16 protein-coding genes are annotated in these 17,105 nt (G+C 64.8%); 5 read left to right on the top strand and 11 right to left on the bottom strand.

Annotated features, from left to right (window positions below; genetic code table 11):
- Positions 1–197 precede the first annotated feature (197 nt).
- The 4 genes from yidC to rpmH are packed head-to-tail and all read right to left on the bottom strand — an operon-like array spanning position 198 to position 2,801.
- Positions 198–1,880: a membrane protein insertase YidC gene (gene yidC, locus EOINJALH_RS30185; protein ID WP_088287278.1), complete on the bottom strand. Its 1,683-nt coding sequence runs from the start codon at positions 1,878–1,880 to the stop codon at positions 198–200.
- Positions 1,877–2,158: a membrane protein insertion efficiency factor YidD gene (gene yidD / locus EOINJALH_RS30190; protein WP_088287280.1), complete on the bottom strand. Its 282-nt coding sequence runs from the start codon at positions 2,156–2,158 to the stop codon at positions 1,877–1,879. The genes yidC and yidD overlap by 4 nt, the downstream gene beginning before the upstream one ends.
- The gene (locus EOINJALH_RS30195) at positions 2,155–2,628 is read right to left on the bottom strand and encodes a ribonuclease P protein component (protein ID WP_088287282.1); all 474 of its coding nucleotides are present in this window, start codon (positions 2,626–2,628) and stop codon (positions 2,155–2,157) included. Before EOINJALH_RS30195 ends, yidD begins: the two co-directional genes overlap by 4 nt.
- Before the next feature lie 35 nt (positions 2,629–2,663).
- Positions 2,664–2,801 (bottom strand): 50S ribosomal protein L34, encoded by a 138-nt coding sequence (gene rpmH / locus EOINJALH_RS30200; RefSeq protein ID WP_088287284.1) that lies wholly within the window; start codon positions 2,799–2,801, stop codon positions 2,664–2,666.
- A 267-nt stretch (positions 2,802–3,068) separates the two neighbouring features.
- Here rpmH and dnaA point away from each other — a divergent pair, with 267 nt between their 5' ends.
- From dnaA to gyrB, 3 genes are all read left to right on the top strand, one after another.
- Positions 3,069–4,493: a chromosomal replication initiator protein DnaA gene (dnaA, locus tag EOINJALH_RS30205; RefSeq protein WP_088287286.1), complete on the top strand. Its 1,425-nt coding sequence runs from the start codon at positions 3,069–3,071 to the stop codon at positions 4,491–4,493.
- 230 nt (positions 4,494–4,723) lie between these two features.
- Complete coding sequence (dnaN, locus tag EOINJALH_RS30210; protein WP_088287288.1) at positions 4,724–5,830, top strand: DNA polymerase III subunit beta; 1,107 nt, start codon at positions 4,724–4,726, stop codon at positions 5,828–5,830.
- A 119-nt stretch (positions 5,831–5,949) separates the two neighbouring features.
- Positions 5,950–8,532 carry a DNA topoisomerase (ATP-hydrolyzing) subunit B gene (gyrB, locus tag EOINJALH_RS30215; protein WP_088287290.1) on the top strand — a complete coding sequence of 861 codons (2,583 nt, stop codon included), beginning with the start codon at positions 5,950–5,952 and terminating at the stop codon, positions 8,530–8,532.
- A gap of 121 nt (positions 8,533–8,653) precedes the next feature.
- On the opposite strand, the gene EOINJALH_RS30220 is transcribed toward gyrB, so the two are convergent.
- Together EOINJALH_RS30220 and EOINJALH_RS33090 are read right to left on the bottom strand one after the other, a co-directional pair.
- Positions 8,654–9,997 (bottom strand): McrC family protein, encoded by a 1,344-nt coding sequence (locus tag EOINJALH_RS30220; RefSeq protein ID WP_088287292.1) that lies wholly within the window; start codon positions 9,995–9,997, stop codon positions 8,654–8,656.
- Entirely contained in the window at positions 9,994–12,624 is a 2,631-nt protein-coding gene (locus tag EOINJALH_RS33090; protein ID WP_234414112.1) for an AAA family ATPase, read from the bottom strand. The genes EOINJALH_RS30220 and EOINJALH_RS33090 overlap by 4 nt, the downstream gene beginning before the upstream one ends.
- 124 nt (positions 12,625–12,748) lie before the next feature.
- Between EOINJALH_RS33090 and EOINJALH_RS32450 the strand changes: the two genes are divergently transcribed.
- Positions 12,749–13,390, top strand: coding sequence for a hypothetical protein (locus EOINJALH_RS32450; protein WP_088287294.1), 642 nt, complete (start codon positions 12,749–12,751; stop codon positions 13,388–13,390).
- Positions 13,391–13,622: 232 nt separating this feature from the next.
- Entirely contained in the window at positions 13,623–13,811 is a 189-nt protein-coding gene (locus EOINJALH_RS30235; protein ID WP_088287296.1) for a hypothetical protein, read from the top strand.
- Positions 13,812–13,854: 43 nt separating this feature from the next.
- Here EOINJALH_RS30235 and EOINJALH_RS30240 read toward each other — a convergent pair whose 3' ends face one another.
- The 5 genes from EOINJALH_RS30240 to EOINJALH_RS30260 form a co-directional block, all read right to left on the bottom strand.
- Entirely contained in the window at positions 13,855–14,856 is a 1,002-nt protein-coding gene (locus tag EOINJALH_RS30240) for a C-GCAxxG-C-C family protein (RefSeq protein ID WP_088287297.1), read from the bottom strand.
- A gap of 2 nt (positions 14,857–14,858) precedes the next feature.
- Entirely contained in the window at positions 14,859–15,599 is a 741-nt protein-coding gene (locus EOINJALH_RS30245) for an NAD(P)H-dependent oxidoreductase (protein WP_088287299.1), read from the bottom strand.
- 288 nt (positions 15,600–15,887) lie between these two features.
- Positions 15,888–16,223 (bottom strand): hypothetical protein, encoded by a 336-nt coding sequence (locus EOINJALH_RS30250; protein WP_088287301.1) that lies wholly within the window; start codon positions 16,221–16,223, stop codon positions 15,888–15,890.
- A gap of 14 nt (positions 16,224–16,237) precedes the next feature.
- The gene (locus EOINJALH_RS30255) at positions 16,238–16,516 is read right to left on the bottom strand and encodes a TIGR02450 family Trp-rich protein (RefSeq protein ID WP_088287303.1); all 279 of its coding nucleotides are present in this window, start codon (positions 16,514–16,516) and stop codon (positions 16,238–16,240) included.
- 133 nt (positions 16,517–16,649) lie between these two features.
- Positions 16,650–17,099: a hypothetical protein gene (locus EOINJALH_RS30260; protein ID WP_088287305.1), complete on the bottom strand. Its 450-nt coding sequence runs from the start codon at positions 17,097–17,099 to the stop codon at positions 16,650–16,652.
- Positions 17,100–17,105: the final 6 nt, after the last annotated feature.

Raw genomic sequence — 17,105 nt, forward strand, 5'->3', positions numbered from 1 at the left:
ACTGCTACTTACGCCCCAGGGCCGTCACCACGTGCGTGCGGCATCGCCCCGCTTTGACCGAAGGTGCCGACGCGGCCGCCTGAAAGGCTGGCCAGAGGGGTCACCGTCACTTGATCTTCGGTAGACAGAGCAACGACTTGAACCCCCGATACAGGGCATCGCAGCGCAGCAATGTGAGGCTTGTCACAGCCTGTGCGCTACTTGACGCCGAGTTGCCGGTTGATGAACCACTGCTGGGCGATGCCCAGGATGTTGTTGGTCAGCCAGTACAGCACCAGGCCGGCGGGGAAGAAGAAGAACATCACCGAGAACACCAGCGGCATGATCCACATCATCTTGGCCTGGACCGGATCGGGCGGCGTGGGGTTGAGCCAGGTCTGGAACATCGTCGACGCGGTCATCAGCAGCGGCAGGATGAAGAACGGGTCTTTCGTGGACAGGTCGTGGATCCAGCCGATCCAGGGCGCGTTGCGCATTTCCACGGTCGACAGCAGCACCCAGTACAGCGCGATGAAGAACGGCATCTGCACGAAGATGGGCAGGCAGCCGCCGAGCGGGTTGACCTTCTCTTCGCGGTAGATGCGCATCATCTCCTGCTGCATCTGCTGCGGCTTGTCCTTGTAGCGCTCGCGCATCTCCATCACCTTGGGGTTGATGGCCTTCATCTTGGCCATCGACTTGTAGGCGCTGGCGTTGAGCCAGTAGAACGCGATCTTCAGCAGCACCACCAGCGCGACGATGGCCCAGCCCCAGTTGCCCAGCACCTGGTGCAACTGGTCGAGCAGCCAGTACAGCGGCTTGGACAGCATGGTGAGGAAGCCATAGTCCTTGACCAGTTCGAGGCCGGGCGCCAGGGCTTCGAGCTTCTTCTCTTCCTGCGGGCCGGCAAACAGCTTGGCCTCGAGCGCCTTGCTGGCACCCGGGGCCAGCTCGCCCATCGGCATGACCATCGCGATGGAGTACAGGTTGTCGCTGACCTTGGCGGTGCGGAACTCGCGCGGCGCCTTGTCGGTGACGAGCCAGGCCGACGCAAAGTAGTGCTGCACCATGCCGACCCAGCCGTTGTCGGCGGTCTTGTCGTGCTCGGCCTTGCCCTTCGCGATGTCGGCGAAGTCGATCTTCCGGAACTTGCTCGCGTCGGTGTACAGCGCCGGGCCGGTGAAGGTGGAATAGAAGCTCGATTCGCCGGCGGGTGGGTTGCCGTCGCGGGCCAGCTGCAGGTACAGCTGGGCCGACACCGGCGCGGCCGACGCGTTGCGCAGTTCGTGCTTGACGCCGACCACGTAGTCGCCGCGACGGAAGGTGTAGGTCTTGACGAGCTTCAGGCCGTTGGCCTCGGGCGACTCGAACACCACGTTCAGTTCGTTGGCACCGTCCTTCAGCGCGCGCTCGCCGGGCTGCACCGACATCGCCGTCAGGTGATTGGGCAGCGACAGGCCGGCCTGCGTGGTGATCAGGCCCGTCTGCGCCACGTACACGCGCTGCGCGCTCTGGTCGAACAGCACCACCTTCTGTGTGGCGTCGACCGCATCGCTGTACTTGGACAGCTTCAGCCTGACGAGGCTGCCGCCGGTGGTGTCGAGGGTGGCCTCGAGCACGTCGGTGGTGACGGTGATCTTTTCACCCGCCACTGCGGCGACGCCGCTGGCCGCCACCGCCACCGGTGCGGCGGCCGTGGCCGGCACCCCTGCGGTGCCGACGGCGGCTGCGGTGGGCACACCCGCCGATGCCGGGGTCGGGGCCGCGCCGGCCGCCGCGGGCCGGGCCGCCGTGGGCCCGAACATCGAGGGGTGGCCGTTGTGGCGCTGCCACGCATCCCACAGCATGACCAGTGAAACCGAGAACACCACCCACAGGATGGTGCGACGCATATCGTTCATGGGCGGGTCTTCGACAGAAAGCGGGTGAACAGGGGCGGTGGGGCATCGGGCACGGCGTCGCAACCGCCGTCGCACCAGGGGTGGCATCGCAGGATGCGCCGCGTGGCCAGGTAAGCGCCCGCGGCCGCGCCGTGCCGGTCGATCGCCTGCAGCGCATAAGCCGAGCAGGTGGGCTCGAATCGGCAGGCATTGCCCAGCCAGGGCTTGAGGAAGAAGCGATAGCCGCGCACCAGCGCCATCAGCGCCTTGGCGGGCAACGACGACACGCCGGCCATCATCTCGGCCGCGCCGGCCCGGCAGGCGGCGCCTTGGCAGCCCGCTGCAGCAGCACGGTGAGTTCGTCTCGCGCGGCCTGGCGCAGCGGCACCGAGGCCGGGCTGCTGAACTGGCGCGGGTCGAATGGCGACTTCAGCCGCAGCACCCACAGGCCGCCCGGCAGTGCCGCCGCCTCGCGCTGCATGACCTCGCGCATCTGCCGCTTGAGCAGATTGCGGGTCACCGAACGACGGGCATGGCGCTTGGGCACCACGGTGCCCAGCCAGCAGTCTGTGGGCAAGTCATCCACAGGCGGTGGGCAAGTGAGTGCATCGCCTGTGGATAACTTTGGCTCGACGGCCCCGGAGCGGCCCTTGGAGGGCGCTGCAGGCCGCGCCGCCACGTGATGCACGGCGAAGTGAGCACTGCGTGAACGGGGTGCTTGTCCCAGCACCCGCTCGAAATCGGCCGTTCGCACGATGCGCCCGACCATGGCTGGGTTCGACGGTTGAACCGCAGGCCGGGACGTCAGACCTGCGACAGACGCTTGCGGCCCTTGGCGCGGCGCGCAGCGATGACGGCACGGCCGCCCCGGGTCTTCATGCGGACGAGGAAACCGTGCGTGCGGGCGCGGCGGACTTTGGAAGGCTGATAGGTGCGCTTCATGGCTGGATCCTTCGGGGATTGGCTCCCCGACGGCCGCGCTGCGACGGTGGCTTGCCTGCGGTGTTGCCGGCAAACCCTGCGCGCGGTCTCTTCTCGCGTTGGGGAAACCCACGATTAGAGCAAAAACCCCCTTACCGGTCAAACACTTGCACCACAACATGCGGCTGTGCGGGGGGATTGACCCCGCGCCCAAAACTGTGGATAACCATGCCTCGCCGGGGCCGAGGGGGCCTACAATCCGGCCGCTCTGAGAAGAAGTTGTCCACAATGAGCCTAGACCTCTGGCAGCGTGGTTGCGAGCAATTGGCGCTCGAACTGCCTGAACAGCAATTCAACACCTGGATCCGCCCGCTGCCGCCGGCCGACGTCACCGACGACGGCGACGGCATCGTGGTGTCGGTGCGCGTGCCCAATCGATTCAAGCTCGACTGGATCCGCTCGCAGTACGCCAGCCGCATCGAGGCCTTGCTGACCGAAATCGCCGGCAAGCCGGCCCGGCTCGACCTGGCCCTGGCCCCGCGCGAGGCCGCACCCACACGCCCCGCCATGCCGGCCAACCAGCCGGTGCGCGCCGCCGCCCTGCTCAACGGCCAGGCGCTGGCGCCCAGCACCAGCGTGCGACCGATGTCGCAGCCGCCGGGCCATGGCCTGCATGCGCCGCCGGCGTCCAACAGCCACAAGCTCAACACGGCGCTCACCTTCGACACGCTGGTGGCCGGCCGAGCCAACCAGATGGCCCGCACCGCCGCGCTGCATGTGGCCGGCGCGCCGGGGGTCATGTACAACCCGCTGTTCATCTACGGTGGCGTGGGCCTGGGCAAGACCCACCTGATCCACGCCGTGGGCAACGCGCTGCTGCGCGACCGCCCCGATGCCCGCGTGCTGTACCTGCACGCCGAGCAGTTCATCTCCGACGTGGTCAAGAACTACCAGCGCAAGACCTTCGACGAGCTGAAGGCCAAGTACCACAACCTCGACCTGCTGCTGATCGACGACGTGCAGTTCTTCGCCGGCAAGGACCGCACGCAGGAGGAGTTCTTCAACGCCTTCGAAGCCCTGCTGGCCAAGCGCGCGCACATCATCATGACCAGCGACACCTACCCCAAGGGGCTGGTGGACATCGACGAACGGCTCACCAGCCGCTTCGACGCCGGCCTCACCGTGGCCATCGAGCCGCCCGAGCTCGAGATGCGCGTGGCCATCCTGATCCGCAAGTCGCTGAACGAGGGCACCGAGATGCCCGAGGACGTGGCCTTCTTCATCGCCAAGAACGTGCGCGCCAACGTGCGCGAGCTCGAAGGCGCGCTGCGCAAGGTGCTGGCCTACAGCCGCTTCAGCCACAAGGACATCAACATCACGCTGGCGCGCGAGGCACTGAAAGACCTGCTGTCCATCCAGAACCGCCAGATCAGCGTCGAGAACATCCAGAAGACGGTGGCCGACTTCTACAAGATCAAGATCGCCGACATGTACAGCAAGAAGCGCCCGGCCAGCATCGCCAAGCCGCGCCAGATCGCCATGTACCTGGCCAAGGAAATGACGCAGAAGAGCCTGCCCGAGATCGGCGAGCTGTTCGGGGGCCGCGACCACACCACGGTGCTGCACGCGGTGCGCAAGATCGGCGGCGACCGCAGCAAGGACAGCGAACTGAACCAGCAACTGCACGTGCTCGAACAGACGCTGAAGGGGTGATGCTTGGCCCCGCTGTCAAGGCACAAGGCTGTGGACAAGATCCTGGCAACCGGCACCCTGTCCACAGGCCCGGGCCGCGCGCCAAAGTTGTTGTCTGTTGCGCGCCAGGCTCCGTGCCAGCCGCCCACAGGGTTCATGCCTGCCTAAACCGTTGAAAAGACAGGCGAAAATGCCCTTCTCCACAGTTTTCCCTGCCCCCTACTAGAACTACCAAGTTCAAAGAGGAAGACATGATCGTATTAAAAGCCGCACAACAAAAACTGCTCGAGGCCCTGCAATCGGTGGCCGGCATCGTCGAGCGGCGCCACACGCTGCCCATCCTGGCCAACGTGCTGATGCGCAAGACCGGCGATGACATCGAGTTCACCACCAGCGATCTCGAGATCCAGGTGCGCACCCACGCCGAACTCGGCGGCGACGCCGGCAGCTTTGCCACCACCGTGGGCGCGCGCAAGATGATCGACATCCTGCGCACGCTGCCGGCCGACCAGGTGGTGACGCTCACCTCGGCGCAGAACAAGCTCACGCTCACCGGCGGCAAGAGCCGCTTCACGCTGCAGACCCTGCCGGCCGACGACTTTCCGCTGGTCAACGAGGCGGTCGACTTCGGCCCAGCGTTTGCCGTGCCGCAGAAGACGCTGAAGACCCTGATCAACCAGGTGCACTTCGCGATGGCCGTGCACGACATCCGTTATTACCTCAACGGCATCCTGTTCGTCGCCGAAGGCAAGACGCTCACGCTGGTGGCCACCGACGGCCACCGCCTGGGCCTGGCGCAGGCGCAGCTGGCCAACGACATCCCGAAGCAGGAGGTGATCCTGCCCCGCAAGACGGTGCTCGAGCTGCAGCGGCTGCTGAAGGACGAGGACACCGACATCGAGATGCGCTTTGCTGGCAACCAGGCCAAGTTCGCGTTCTCGGGCATGGAGTTCGTCACCAAGCTGGTCGAGGGCAAGTTCCCCGACTACAACCGCGTCATCCCCAAGAACCACAAGAACTCGGTCACCCTGGGCCGTGCGCCGCTGCTGGCCAGCCTGCAGCGCGCCGCCATCCTGACCAGCGAGAAGTTCAAGGGCGTGCGCGTCAACCTCGAACCCGGCCTGCTGCGCATCGCGTCCAGCAACGCCGAGCAGGAAGAGGCCAAGGAAGAGCTCGAGGTCGACTACGGCGGCGACGCCATCGAGATCGGCTTCAACGTCACCTACCTGATGGATGCGCTGTCCAACATCCCGCACGACATGGTCAAGCTCGAGCTGCAGGACGGCAACGCCAGCGCCCTGATCACCGTGCCCGAGCAGGCCGGCTTCAAGTACGTGGTGATGCCGATGCGCATCTAGCGCCGCCTGCATCGGCTGCCCTTCGGGGCCAGCCAACCAACTGCAGCGGGCCCCAGTGCCCGCTTGCGCGTTTTCAAGAGGCCGCCAGAACACCGGCCGCCCGCACCCGAGACGATGTCATGACCGACCCGAAGCCAACCAACACCCCGAAACCCGATGCCCACGGCGTCACCCAGCGGGCCGTGCCCACGGCAGAGGGCTTCGTGGCGTCCACGGGCGACGAAGCGTCGGTGGCCTATGGGTCGGACAGCATCCAGATCCTCGAAGGCCTGGAGGCCGTGCGCAAGCGCCCCGGCATGTACATCGGCGACACCAGCGACGGCACCGGCCTGCACCACCTGGTGTTCGAGGTGGTGGACAACTCGATCGACGAGGCGCTGGCCGGGCACTGCGACGACATCATCGTCACCATCCACAGCGACAACAGCATCAGCGTCATCGACAACGGCCGTGGCATTCCCACCGGCGTGAAGATGGACGACAAGCACGAGCCCAAGCGCTCGGCCGCCGAAATCGCATTGACCGAACTGCACGCCGGCGGCAAGTTCAACCAGAACAGCTACAAGGTGTCGGGCGGCCTGCACGGCGTGGGCGTGAGCTGCGTCAATGGCCTGAGCAAGTGGCTGCGGCTGATCGTGCGGCGCGACGGCAAGGTGCACTCGATCGACTTTGCGATGGGCGTGCCGCAAGACCGCCTGCTGGAGATGCGCGACGGCTTCGAGGTGAGCCCGATGAAGATCATCGGCGAGACCGAGAAGCGCGGCACCGAGGTGCACTTCCTGCCCGACGACACCATCTTCAGCAACATCGACTTCCACTACGACGTGCTGGCCAAGCGCCTGCGCGAGCTGAGCTTCTTGAACAACGGCGTGAAGATCCGCCTGGTCGACGAGCGCAACGCCAAGGAAGACAACTTTGCCTACGCCGGCGGCGTGAAGGGCTTCGTCGAGTTCATCAACCAGGGCAAGAAGGTGCTGCACCCCAACATCTTCCACGCCATGGCCGACAAGATGAGCGACAACAACACCAACGTCGGTGTCGAAGTGGCCATGCAGTGGAACGACGGATACAGCGAGAACGTGCTGTGCTTCACCAACAACATCCCGCAGCGCGACGGGGGCACCCACCTCACCGGCCTGCGCGCGGCGATGACGCGGGTGATCAACAAGTACATCGAAGAGAACGAGATCGCCAAGAAGGCCAAGGTAGAAGTGGCCGGCGACGACATGCGCGAGGGCCTGGCCTGCATCGTCAGCGTCAAGGTGCCCGAGCCCAAGTTCAGCAGCCAGACCAAGGACAAGCTCGTATCGAGCGAAGTGCGTGGCCCAGTGGAAGAGATCGTCTCCAAGCTGCTGACCGACTGGCTGCTCGAGAACCCGATCGACGCCAAGATCATCTGCGGCAAGATCGTCGACGCCGCCCGTGCGCGCGAAGCGGCGCGCAAGGCCCGCGAGATGACGCGCCGCAAGGGCGTGCTCGACGGCATGGGCCTGCCCGGCAAGCTGGCCGATTGCCAGGAGAAAGACCCGGCGATGTGCGAGATCTACATCGTCGAGGGCGACTCTGCCGGCGGCAGCGCCAAGCAGGGCCGCGACCGGAAGTTCCAGGCCATTCTGCCGCTGCGCGGCAAGATCCTGAACGTGGAGAAAGCGCGTTATGAAAAGCTGCTGTCCAGCGACAGCATCGTCACGCTGATCACTGCGCTGGGCACCAGCATCGGCAGCGAAGAGTTCAACATCGACAAGCTGCGCTACCACCGCATCATCATCATGACCGACGCCGATGTGGACGGCGCCCACATCCGCACGCTGCTGCTCACCTTCTTCTACCGGCAGATGCCGGTGCTGGTGGAGCGCGGCCACATCTACATCGCGCAGCCGCCGCTGTACAAGGTGAAGGTGGGCAAGCACGAGCAGTACCTGAAGGACGGGCTCGAGCTCGACGGCTTTTTGCTGAAGGTGGCGCTGGACGGCGCCATGGTGCTGCCCGACGGCGTGGCCACCACCACGGGCGCCACGCGCCCGGCCCTGACCGGCAGCGCACTGGAAGAACTGGCCCGCAAGTACGTGGTGGCCAACCACGTGATGGACCGCCTGGCCAACTGGATGGACCTGCAGGCCCTGCGCGCGCTGGCCAATGGCCTGCTGCTGGACCTGGACAGCACCGCCGCGGCCGAGGCCAGCGCCGCCGCGCTGCAGGCCGCGGTGCACGACGCGCAGGTGGAATCGCAGTTCGACACCCGCACCGACAAGCACCTGCTGCGCATCAGCCGCCGCCACCACGGCAACGTGAAGAGCAGCGTCATCACGCAGGACTTCGTGCACGGCGCCGACTACGCTGCGCTGAGGGAGGCCGGCGTCACCTTCAAGGACCTGCTGGGCCCCGACGCCGTGGTGCGCCGAGGCGAAGGCGAGCGCATGAAGGAACACAAGGTGGCCGACTTCCGCGCCGCGATGGCCTGGCTGATGGGCCAGGCCGAGAACGCCGTGGGCCGCCAGCGCTACAAGGGCCTGGGCGAGATGAACCCCGAGCAGCTGTGGGAAACCACGATGGACCCCACCGTGCGCCGCCTGCTGCGCGTGCAGATCGACGACGCCATCGAGGCCGACCGCGTGTTCACGATGCTGATGGGCGACGAGGTGGAACCGCGCCGGGATTTCATCGAGAGCAATGCGTTGCGGGCGGCGAATATTGACGTGTAGCTGTGTAGGTTCTCAGAAGTCCTGAGAACTTTCTCAGAACTCGAGAATATGTAACAGACCCTTCGAGGCGTCGGAAGTAGGCGAGCTACGGACTTCCTGAGCCGAAGCACCAAAAGGTTGGTTACGGCGCGGCCTCCTCGACTAGGGCGAAAGTCACGTCGTTGCCACAGATTGCGTCTGCGCCCGAACCAACCGGTAAGCCTCCTGGGGAGGCAACCAACAGATCCAGTTCCAGATCAAACGGAACAACCCACAAGGTGAGTCCGTCGGTGAACTGGAACGGCGGCAAAACCTCGGCGAATGCTTTCGTCTTCGGGTAGACGAGGAACAGGTCCCCGGTTCCGTTGAGATATTTGTGGCCGTAGGCGAACAGCTGGTAGAAGTCGGACTGGCTCAAGCCGTATCGAGATGGGCTCGACCCATCGTCAACAGTGGATGGAGCGCTCAGGATCTTCCACTTTGTGTCGAGCACCCAGGTCTCGTTGGCGCGTGTCATGACCAAGTCGGGCTGAAGACGGAAGAAACCTTTGCTCTCGTGCAGACAAAGATGCTTTGAAGCCACTTGTCGATCGAGTCGTGTCTTGGGTTGCAGTCTCTGCGACAGGACGTTGGCCACGTGCTCCTGGAAGAGCTTCTCCATGGGGAACAAGAGGCTGATGCCGAGCGAGAGCCCCTTCAACGCCGTTGGCATGTGTTCGCCCAGAACCAGTTCGCACCACGGACGAACAGGTTGATAGTGGGCCATCAGGCGATCGGTGCGCCAGCACTTGAAGTCGGCTTCGATCTGCGTGGACTGTGGAACCTCCGCGAGTACCACCGCAAGTTCATGGGCCAGACGCCAGTTCCCTTGAGTCTGTGCAGACTCGCAGACCCGAGCCAGCGCGCTTCTGAGTAGCCGGTTCTCTGGCCTGTTGGGCAAGAACACATCGTGCTCGATCTGGAAGAGGTGGCTTCGTCCTGGAGGCTGCCGAAGTTGCTTGTCGACGTCCAAACGGCCACGGAGGAAGCGTTGCTCCTCTTGGATGCGCTGGTAGTCGAAGCGCAGCCCACGCTTCACCAGCCGGTCCAACTGCTGTAAGAACTGATGCATCACCCACTCGGAAAGAGGGCTCTTCAACAGTTCAATCGAGGCTTGACCCACGTCGCGTGTTGTCAGCTTCAGGGCCGACAGCAGCATCTTCTTGAGAAGGACACGTGACCACTCTGCATCTCGCGCGTGGTCAACGTGCTTCGGCAAGATCTCAAGCCTGGTTCCGCATGGGGTTTGGACTACGCCAACAAAGTTGTCCAAACGAAGAGAGACGCGGTCCTCCAGTTGAACGAGCTTTGCGCCACCTGAACCAGTTCGCGCAGCCAAGTCGCAGAGGTACTCAAACGCTGATTGGGTGACTGTGTGCTGGTCAAGTGAAGGCAACACTTGAGCCGTCGTCAGCCGTGCGAATTCACGCACGGCGATGTCGATCACGGCTTCGCCCCGATCACGCCGGCGAAGCTGCTGATGGCGCTAAACGCCGCGTCGTTGATCATCCACCGGTTGTCTTGTACGCCCGCCATGGGCGACGACCCAAAGAGTTCATCAAGCTTCTTCGAAGGGCGAACAATGAAGCAGTCTTCGGGGTCAACCTTTTGGTGGTCGTTTAGCACCCAGCGAATCCGTTCCCAGTCCTCGAAGAAGTATTCCTGCAGCAAAGGCAGAACCTCCTGCCGGAAGATGGTCGCTAGCGCCGTGAGTGTGGGCGTTTTCTTGAGAGGGAGGAAATACGCGTGGCCGATGCAGTGGTCGCGATCGAGCAGCACTTCGATTCGGTCGTTCATCGCACGAAGGAGGTTACCCACGCTCATGCCTTCAACCTCAGTTTCCGTCAATAGGTCAGGACGAGGAGGCACGGATACGAAGGTGAAGCGTCGACGCAACGCGATGTCGATACCGGACAGTGAGCGATCGGCGGTGTTCATGGTGCCAATCAGGTACACGTTGTTCGGCACGGTGAAGGGCTTCTTCGAGTATGGAAGCGTGACCTGCAACGCCTCGGCGTTTCCGGCCCGCTTTGTGGGCTCGATCAAAGTAATCAGCTCACCGAAAACGCGGGAAACGTTGCCCCGGTTGATCTCGTCAATGATGAGCACTTTCGGGGAACCCACAGCGCCAGAAGCGGCCAATGCCGCGCTGGGCAATGAGCCCGGACTTTTCAGCAGGCGCTCGACCAACGGCCGCAAGATGTTCTGGTATCCATTGACGATGTACTTGTCGGCACTGAAGTCGGGCACCTTGTCGTAGACGCGCTTCTCCCAAATGTCCTCCACGGTGATCTTGCCCGCCTTCACAAGTGCAACCAGATCAGTGAGCAGCTTTCGAGTGATGGGTACGGCAGTACCACCCTTCTTGTCTACTTCAATGACTTCCGCTGTCACCTTGCCGATCTTGTAGCTGTTGCCCAGCGCCTGGCCCGGCACAAAGGGGTCGCCGTTGGTTGGGACAGACCCCGGCGCTGCTCCCAGAAGGCTGGAGAGCTTGGTGATATCGATCGAGCCGGACTTCAGCTCGTAGAGCGTCATCTGGCTGAACTGGTTGTTCATCAGCTGATCGAAGGGCAAAGATGGCGAGTAGACGCGATGCCACTTGACCTTGCGGCTCTGACCGTAGTCGTCGCCTTGTTCTTCGCGGCCCAGGCGCTTGTACTCACCCGTCACTTCACCGATCGCTCGGAACTTGAAGTTGCCGTCGGTCACCACCAGAAGGTCGCCGATCTTCAATCGCGTCAGGAAGATGGTGACCGCTGTGACGCCATAGTCGTCATCGCCGACGGCCTTCCCGTTCTCTTCGAAGCGCTTGCGAACATCTGCACGATTCGAGCAGCCGCTGAAGTCGATCAACCCCCCGTAGCCCAGCAGCGCGTACCCGGCCTCTATGCACTCGTCGTAGATGTACGAATCGACGCCCTGACTGTTGCCGAGGGACATCTTCCAAATTCGACGGCCCTTCACATCGACAGCTGCCGGTGTGTCATGGGAGACCTGCGCAGAAGCAGCGGTGCAAAGTGACTTGAATACGCCGTCGACCACCTCGTATCGCAGCGCACCGGTGTCATCTGTGGTCGCGCGTAGACCCTCGACGAAGTCCTCATAGCTGAAGCTCTGATGGAAGGTCACAAAGCGGACGTTGCCCGCTGCGACCAATTCATCGAAGCGAGCCTTGATTGCGCCTCTGTCGTCGGCGTGCTTGACTAGGTAGTCCGGGTCAAGGACTTCGAGCGCCTTGTCGATCGTGCGATACGTCTTGCCGGTCCCAGGCGGGCCATAGAGGATCGTGTTCAAGGCTGGCTTCGGGTTCGGCGGCAAGTCCTCCTCCGTGGGCTCGGCGGGCTCATCCGCCTCCGGGTCCTTGACTGGTGCGATGGCCAGATCTGGGCCGTAAAGTGCCCTCATGAAGTCGTATGGCGTCAGGGCCGGCGCTTCCTGCTTGGCGGCACCGTATATCTGATCCAGCTGCCTCATTCGCGCAACCGGCTTGCGCTTCGGCTCGATGTCTTCTGGCGGCATTCCGAACTGCAGCAAGAAGTGCCGAAGGTGGTCTGAAGACGATATCGGGATCACATCGTCAGGGTGATACATGCTCAGAAGCCGCAGCTTCCGACCATCGCCCATTGTCACGCGTGGTTCCACGCCGGCGCGCTTGTATAGCTCGGCATCACTGTCGATCCAGCAGATGTCTTGTTTTGGGTCCGCGCTAGCGACGAGTTGCTGCAACTTCAGCGTGTATCGCAGCGCGTCAACATCGCTCAGGTTCTTCAGGTGGCGGTTCTTATAGTAGCTGCCATCTTCGAGTTGATAGATGATGTGCCCACGAGAAGTGCCCGGCATGTATCGGCCCAGGACTGGTTCGAGGCCCCGCTCAAGCCACCAACAAAAGGACTGCGATTTAGAACCGACAACGTACTGCGCAAGCGATAGGTCTGCCAAGCTGGTGGCAGGAAATGCTTCGAGAAAGGCTTGGTGCTTGGCGTCGTCACCGGTGCGTAGGCCCAGGCTGAAGGTACCGCCCTTCAGCAGTTTGAGCAGTTCCTGAAACTTCTCGTTCGGCGAGTAGCTCATGCGATTGATCCTATGACTTTCGATCTGCGGCTGTTGGCGCCGACCGAATCTTGACCGGTCGGGAGTGCGGACGATTACTTGGACTACCTGGAGGGTAGTTCATGTATTCATACGAGGACCCGCGGTGGAGGACCTCCCAGATGAAAGCAGCGTGGCCAAGCGCCAGACCGCGAGCATCTACCTCAAGGAGCTCGCGGAGATCGGCATCCTGCGCGAGCACAAGGTGGGCACGGAAGGGCATCAACACCGCGTAGACCAGGCCGATGAAGGGCGCCGCGAAGAACAGGGCGACGTTGCGCAGTGTTTGCAGTGCCTTGGGGCTGTGCACCAGGGCCTGCGGGGCGGTCTAGACCGAGGCGGCCAGGCCGGCGAAAAGGGGGCGGCGACGATGAACGCCAGGCCGAGGATCGGTGCCAGCGCCGGCAGGGCCATCGTGCGGAACGCGCCGGCGTGGGTGGGTTGCGTGCAGGTGCCTGTCGGTGGCGCTGGTGGCGATGTCGCACGGCATCAGCGACAACGTCGTGCACCGCTGGCGGCAACTGGCGCGGCAGCATCAGTTCGCGCTGCAAGCCGTCTCGGGCGCGCAGCCATTGGACGCACAGCCGGCGGCGTTCGTGCCGCTTGCACTGACCTGCCCCCTGACGGGCCGCAGGCGAAGACCGAGATCCGCCTGGACATCAAGGGCGGCGCCGTGACGGTCGGCATTGCCTGGCCAGACAAGGCGTTGGGCGACCTGGCCGGTGTCGTGCGCGAGCTGCTGAAGTGATCCGGGTGGACGCTTGGTGGCTGGCCGCCCGACTGGATGCCGCCATCCGCCAGAACCTGGCCGGTCTGGGCGACTCACTCAAAGCGCCAGCCTGACGGGCCGGGCCTGTGCAGACGTCGGTCAACGTGTATAGAAAAAGTTGTAATCCTATACGCGTCATGGCCAACATGCATAGCCCATCGACATTTCCCATGCACATCAACCGGGCAGTTGGCCGCCCGGTCCAAAGCACATGACCGCCGCGCCGGCCCTGCCACCGCTGCAGCCGCTCACCCGGCTGCAGCCTGCGCTGTTCGAAACCCCGGCGGTGCTGAAGAAGGCCGTGACCGCCGGTCGAAAGCTGGCTGAGCTGAAGGGCCTGGCGTGGCCCTACGCCCGAAGAGGCACGCGCTCGTCACGGGTGTTCGGGACTTGTTTCTAAAGGGAGGCACCGACGACGCTGGCTTGCTGATGGTTGGCGACAGTTACTGTGGCCGGCCAAGACCGTTGACGCCGGTCACCATGGCTTGCACCCGTGTGGCCACCCGCTGGGCCAGCACCTGACAACGCGTGGTGCCCCCGCCGTCGAGGTAGCGGTCGACGTCGTCCAGCCTGGAGAAGTCGCACCCTGTGATGGCGCGGCACTGCGTGCTGCCGAACTCGGCGGCAAACCACTGTGATAGCCGGTGCCCCAGGTTCATCGTGCGGTTGAACGCGTTGAGTCTGTCGGCGAAAGCGTCTCCGCCGACGGCCATCGTGGCGATCATGCGCAGCACGCGCAGGCGGCTGTTCTCGATCGCGCCCGTGGCTAGGCCCAGCGCCATCACGCCGGCGGTCAGGGCACTGCAGGTCATGCCGGTGAAGACGGTTCCGCCCATGAATGCGGAGCCGGCGGCCAGCACCTGCTCGTCGACCGCCACTGCGCTGTCCAGATGGCGAAGCACCGACCGCGCACAGTGGAAGTCCTTGGCGTGCCAGTCGGCAAAGAGCCGACCGTGGGCACGGCGTTGCTCGGCGGTCAGCGCACCGGCGCCGTCGCCGCACAGGCACTTCGCGCACAGCACCGGCGCCTCCCGGACGACGCCGATGCAACGCAGCGGAATCCGTGCGTCGCGGCGGATGTCGCGGCAGGCCGTGGTGCCCTCCAGGGCTGCGAATTGCCGCAGCAGATCGCGGCCCTTGGCAACGACCGTCGGCAGCCCGTCGTCATCGGGTTCGAGCCCGTGGCGAAGGCCGATCAGGACCAAGGGTGCGGTGACACCGCCGCATTCGCCGCCGGTGTTGCCGATGCCGCCGGGCAGACCCGCGGTGAGCTTGACGAGCCAAGGCGCTTCGGTTCCGGACGCGTCGAGCAGCGTCTGCATCACCGTGGGGGCGCAGTGGCCCATGCGCAGCAGGTTGGCCGCGCCGTTCCTGCGCCATGTGCGCGCGGTGCGGGCCGTCACCTCCAGGATGGGGGGCGCGGGCCCGCCCGACCGGGCCGACATGATCAGAACTCGCGGCCCAACTGGTAGGCGCGGTCCAGGTAGGCGGCGCGCCTGGCGTCGTCCGCCCCGTGCACCGCATGGAAGTACTCGTGCTCCACCCGCTGGATGCCAGGGAAGCGCAACGCGTACTCGTCGACCAGCAGCTTCATCGCCGCCTTCAGGCCAGCGTCGTAGGAGGCCTCGTCCCAGATCGTCGTCTGCATGATCAGTGCCTTCTGGTGCCTGAGCAGCGGGACGCGGGCTACGAGGTCGCCGCGCCAGGCGTCCGCCGTCATGCCGAACGCGAAGCCCAGGCTGAAGACGCGCTCGACCCAGCCCTTCAGGATGGCCGGGAAGCCCACGAAGTAGACCGGCGCGATGAAGGCCAGCGCATCGGCCCGTGCCACCTTGGCCTGCTGTTCGGCCACGTCGCGGGGCGGCCCCAGCGCATGCACCCTGCGAACCAGCTCGCGGTCATCGGACTTGCCGATCCAGCGCTTGACCAGCACCTTGCGCAACGGATTGCGCTCGCGCGCCAGCAGCGAGGTCCCGAACCGCCAATGCGCCAGCACGTCGTCGGGCACGCTGTCGTCGACCCAGCCGGGCCCGTCCCGGTCGTGGAGCACCGGGTCGAAGTGGATCGCATGCAGATCGACCACCTCGTTCTCGTGGCCGGCATCGCGCAGTCCTTCGGTGAAACGCTCCAGCACCGCATGGCAGAACGACTGCGGGTTGTGGTGTGCGTAGATGGTGAGCACCCTCATGTGCCAATCCTCGCGATCGACGCGCGGACGGCCTCGTCATGGCGATCGGCATCGCCGATGCCCATGCACAGCCCCTGACGCCAGGTCGCCGCGAAATGATGGTGCCATCGTCCACCGATCCCACGTGGTCGGATTGACTCCACTCAAGGGAGGAGCTCGGGCCGAGGGCCGACCGCCGGCGACACCGGGCCCGACACGGCCGGCCGGAAGTGGCCGATGCGGCCAGCACCGAAACCTCGGCCTCGGTCGGTGCCACGAACGGGACTTGCAGCGCTTTCGGCGCGACGTTCAGGCCTGCCACACCCCATACCCCGCCTCGCGCAGGCCGATGGCCAGTTCCACCTCCATCTCGCAGGCGGCCTGGTAGGGCATCGGGTTGTAGACCTCGTACAGCGCCGGCAGCAGGCGCAGCCCGTACTCGAAGACGAAGCGATTGGCCTGGATGCCGGCCTTGTGCTTGTCGAAGCGCAGATCGGGGTCGAGCCCGGTCATGCCGACATAGACGAAGGGCTTGCCCAGCTGGTGGTCGGGGTTGGCCTTGCGGAAGCGGGCTTCGTTCCACACCCGGTCCGACAGTTCCACCACGTACACATGGTGGTGATGCCCTCGCCGGGTGCGCGGCATGGCGCCGGCTTTCGTCAGAGCCAGCCTTGTCGCCATTGGCGGCCGTCGGTGAGATCGCGCCAGGGCAGCACGACGATCCGCCGCGAGTGCACGGCCTCCAGCTCGACCTGGTCGATGCGCGTGGCGGGCGGGTCGGGCACGACCACCCGGACGACCACGAAGTGCTTTTCCTTGTCGCGCGGCGCGGCGGCCGTCCACTTGGTGAGCAGCAGCTTCTTCGGGCTCAGTGGGTTGCGCCGCGCCCTGGCCTCGGGCTCCGGTGGGCGCGCAAGGCGATCGGCGGGGCGTGTCATGGGGCCCGATGATGCCCGGGTTGTTCCGCCGTGCGGGCGCCCGGGCCTTGGCACCTGGGCCAAGGCGCCCAGCCGTCGCGGGTGGCGGCCCTGCCGGGGCCGGCCGCCGAGGCCGGCCGCCGCGACGCCGGCCTCAGGCCTTGCGGCAGGACACCGTGTAGCTCGTCAGGTGGGCGCCGCCCACCGGGCCCGTCGAGCCGTTGGCGGCAAAGAACGAGTGGCTGCCGGATGTGGACTGCGCGTCACCGCCGCCGCGCACGCTCAGGCTGCCGTTGAAGGCGACGGCATGGAAGACGCCGACGTCGTTGAAGTAGTCGAACGACACCACCGCCGTGCCCGACGCGCGGGTCACCGTGGCGGTGAACTGCTTCAGCCGCAGCCGGGTGCCGAAGTCGTCGACGAAGGGCGTGTCGGGCGTGACCACGAAGTCGCGCAGGTAGCGCTCTACGAGGACGTTGTTCTTCGAGTAGTCGACCATCACGCTGCAGGCGACGGCCGTGTTGTCGGCCGCCAGCGCGCCGATGGGCACGGCCAGGCAGGCGGCGGCAAGGCACGAGATGACGGGTGTGAACAGGTGGGACATGACGGC

It is taken from the genome of Ideonella sp. A 288, from assembly GCF_002198735.1.
Lineage (GTDB): Bacteria > Pseudomonadota > Gammaproteobacteria > Burkholderiales > Burkholderiaceae_C > Pseudaquabacterium.

Excerpts from the sequence above, each read along its gene's own strand:
- EOINJALH_RS30195 (WP_088287282.1), bottom strand. The coding sequence starts at position 2,628 with ATGGTCGGGCGCATCGTGCGAACGGCCGATTTCGAGCGGGTGCTGGGA.
- yidC (WP_088287278.1), bottom strand. The coding sequence starts at position 1,880 with ATGAACGATATGCGTCGCACCATCCTGTGGGTGGTGTTCTCGGTTTCA.
- EOINJALH_RS30255 (WP_088287303.1), bottom strand. The coding sequence starts at position 16,516 with ATGACACGCCCCGCCGATCGCCTTGCGCGCCCACCGGAGCCCGAGGCC.
- gyrB (WP_088287290.1), top strand. The coding sequence starts at position 5,950 with ATGACCGACCCGAAGCCAACCAACACCCCGAAACCCGATGCCCACGGC.
- EOINJALH_RS33090 (WP_234414112.1), bottom strand. The coding sequence starts at position 12,624 with ATGAGCTACTCGCCGAACGAGAAGTTTCAGGAACTGCTCAAACTGCTG.
- EOINJALH_RS30235 (WP_088287296.1), top strand. The coding sequence starts at position 13,623 with ATGACCGCCGCGCCGGCCCTGCCACCGCTGCAGCCGCTCACCCGGCTG.
- EOINJALH_RS30260 (WP_088287305.1), bottom strand. The coding sequence starts at position 17,099 with ATGTCCCACCTGTTCACACCCGTCATCTCGTGCCTTGCCGCCGCCTGC.
- yidD (WP_088287280.1), bottom strand. The coding sequence starts at position 2,158 with ATGATGGCCGGCGTGTCGTCGTTGCCCGCCAAGGCGCTGATGGCGCTG.
- EOINJALH_RS30245 (WP_088287299.1), bottom strand. The coding sequence starts at position 15,599 with ATGAGGGTGCTCACCATCTACGCACACCACAACCCGCAGTCGTTCTGC.
- EOINJALH_RS30250 (WP_088287301.1), bottom strand. The coding sequence starts at position 16,223 with ATGCCGCGCACCCGGCGAGGGCATCACCACCATGTGTACGTGGTGGAA.
- dnaA (WP_088287286.1), top strand. The coding sequence starts at position 3,069 with ATGAGCCTAGACCTCTGGCAGCGTGGTTGCGAGCAATTGGCGCTCGAA.
- EOINJALH_RS30240 (WP_088287297.1), bottom strand. The coding sequence starts at position 14,856 with ATGTCGGCCCGGTCGGGCGGGCCCGCGCCCCCCATCCTGGAGGTGACG.
- rpmH (WP_088287284.1), bottom strand. The coding sequence starts at position 2,801 with ATGAAGCGCACCTATCAGCCTTCCAAAGTCCGCCGCGCCCGCACGCAC.
- dnaN (WP_088287288.1), top strand. The coding sequence starts at position 4,724 with ATGATCGTATTAAAAGCCGCACAACAAAAACTGCTCGAGGCCCTGCAA.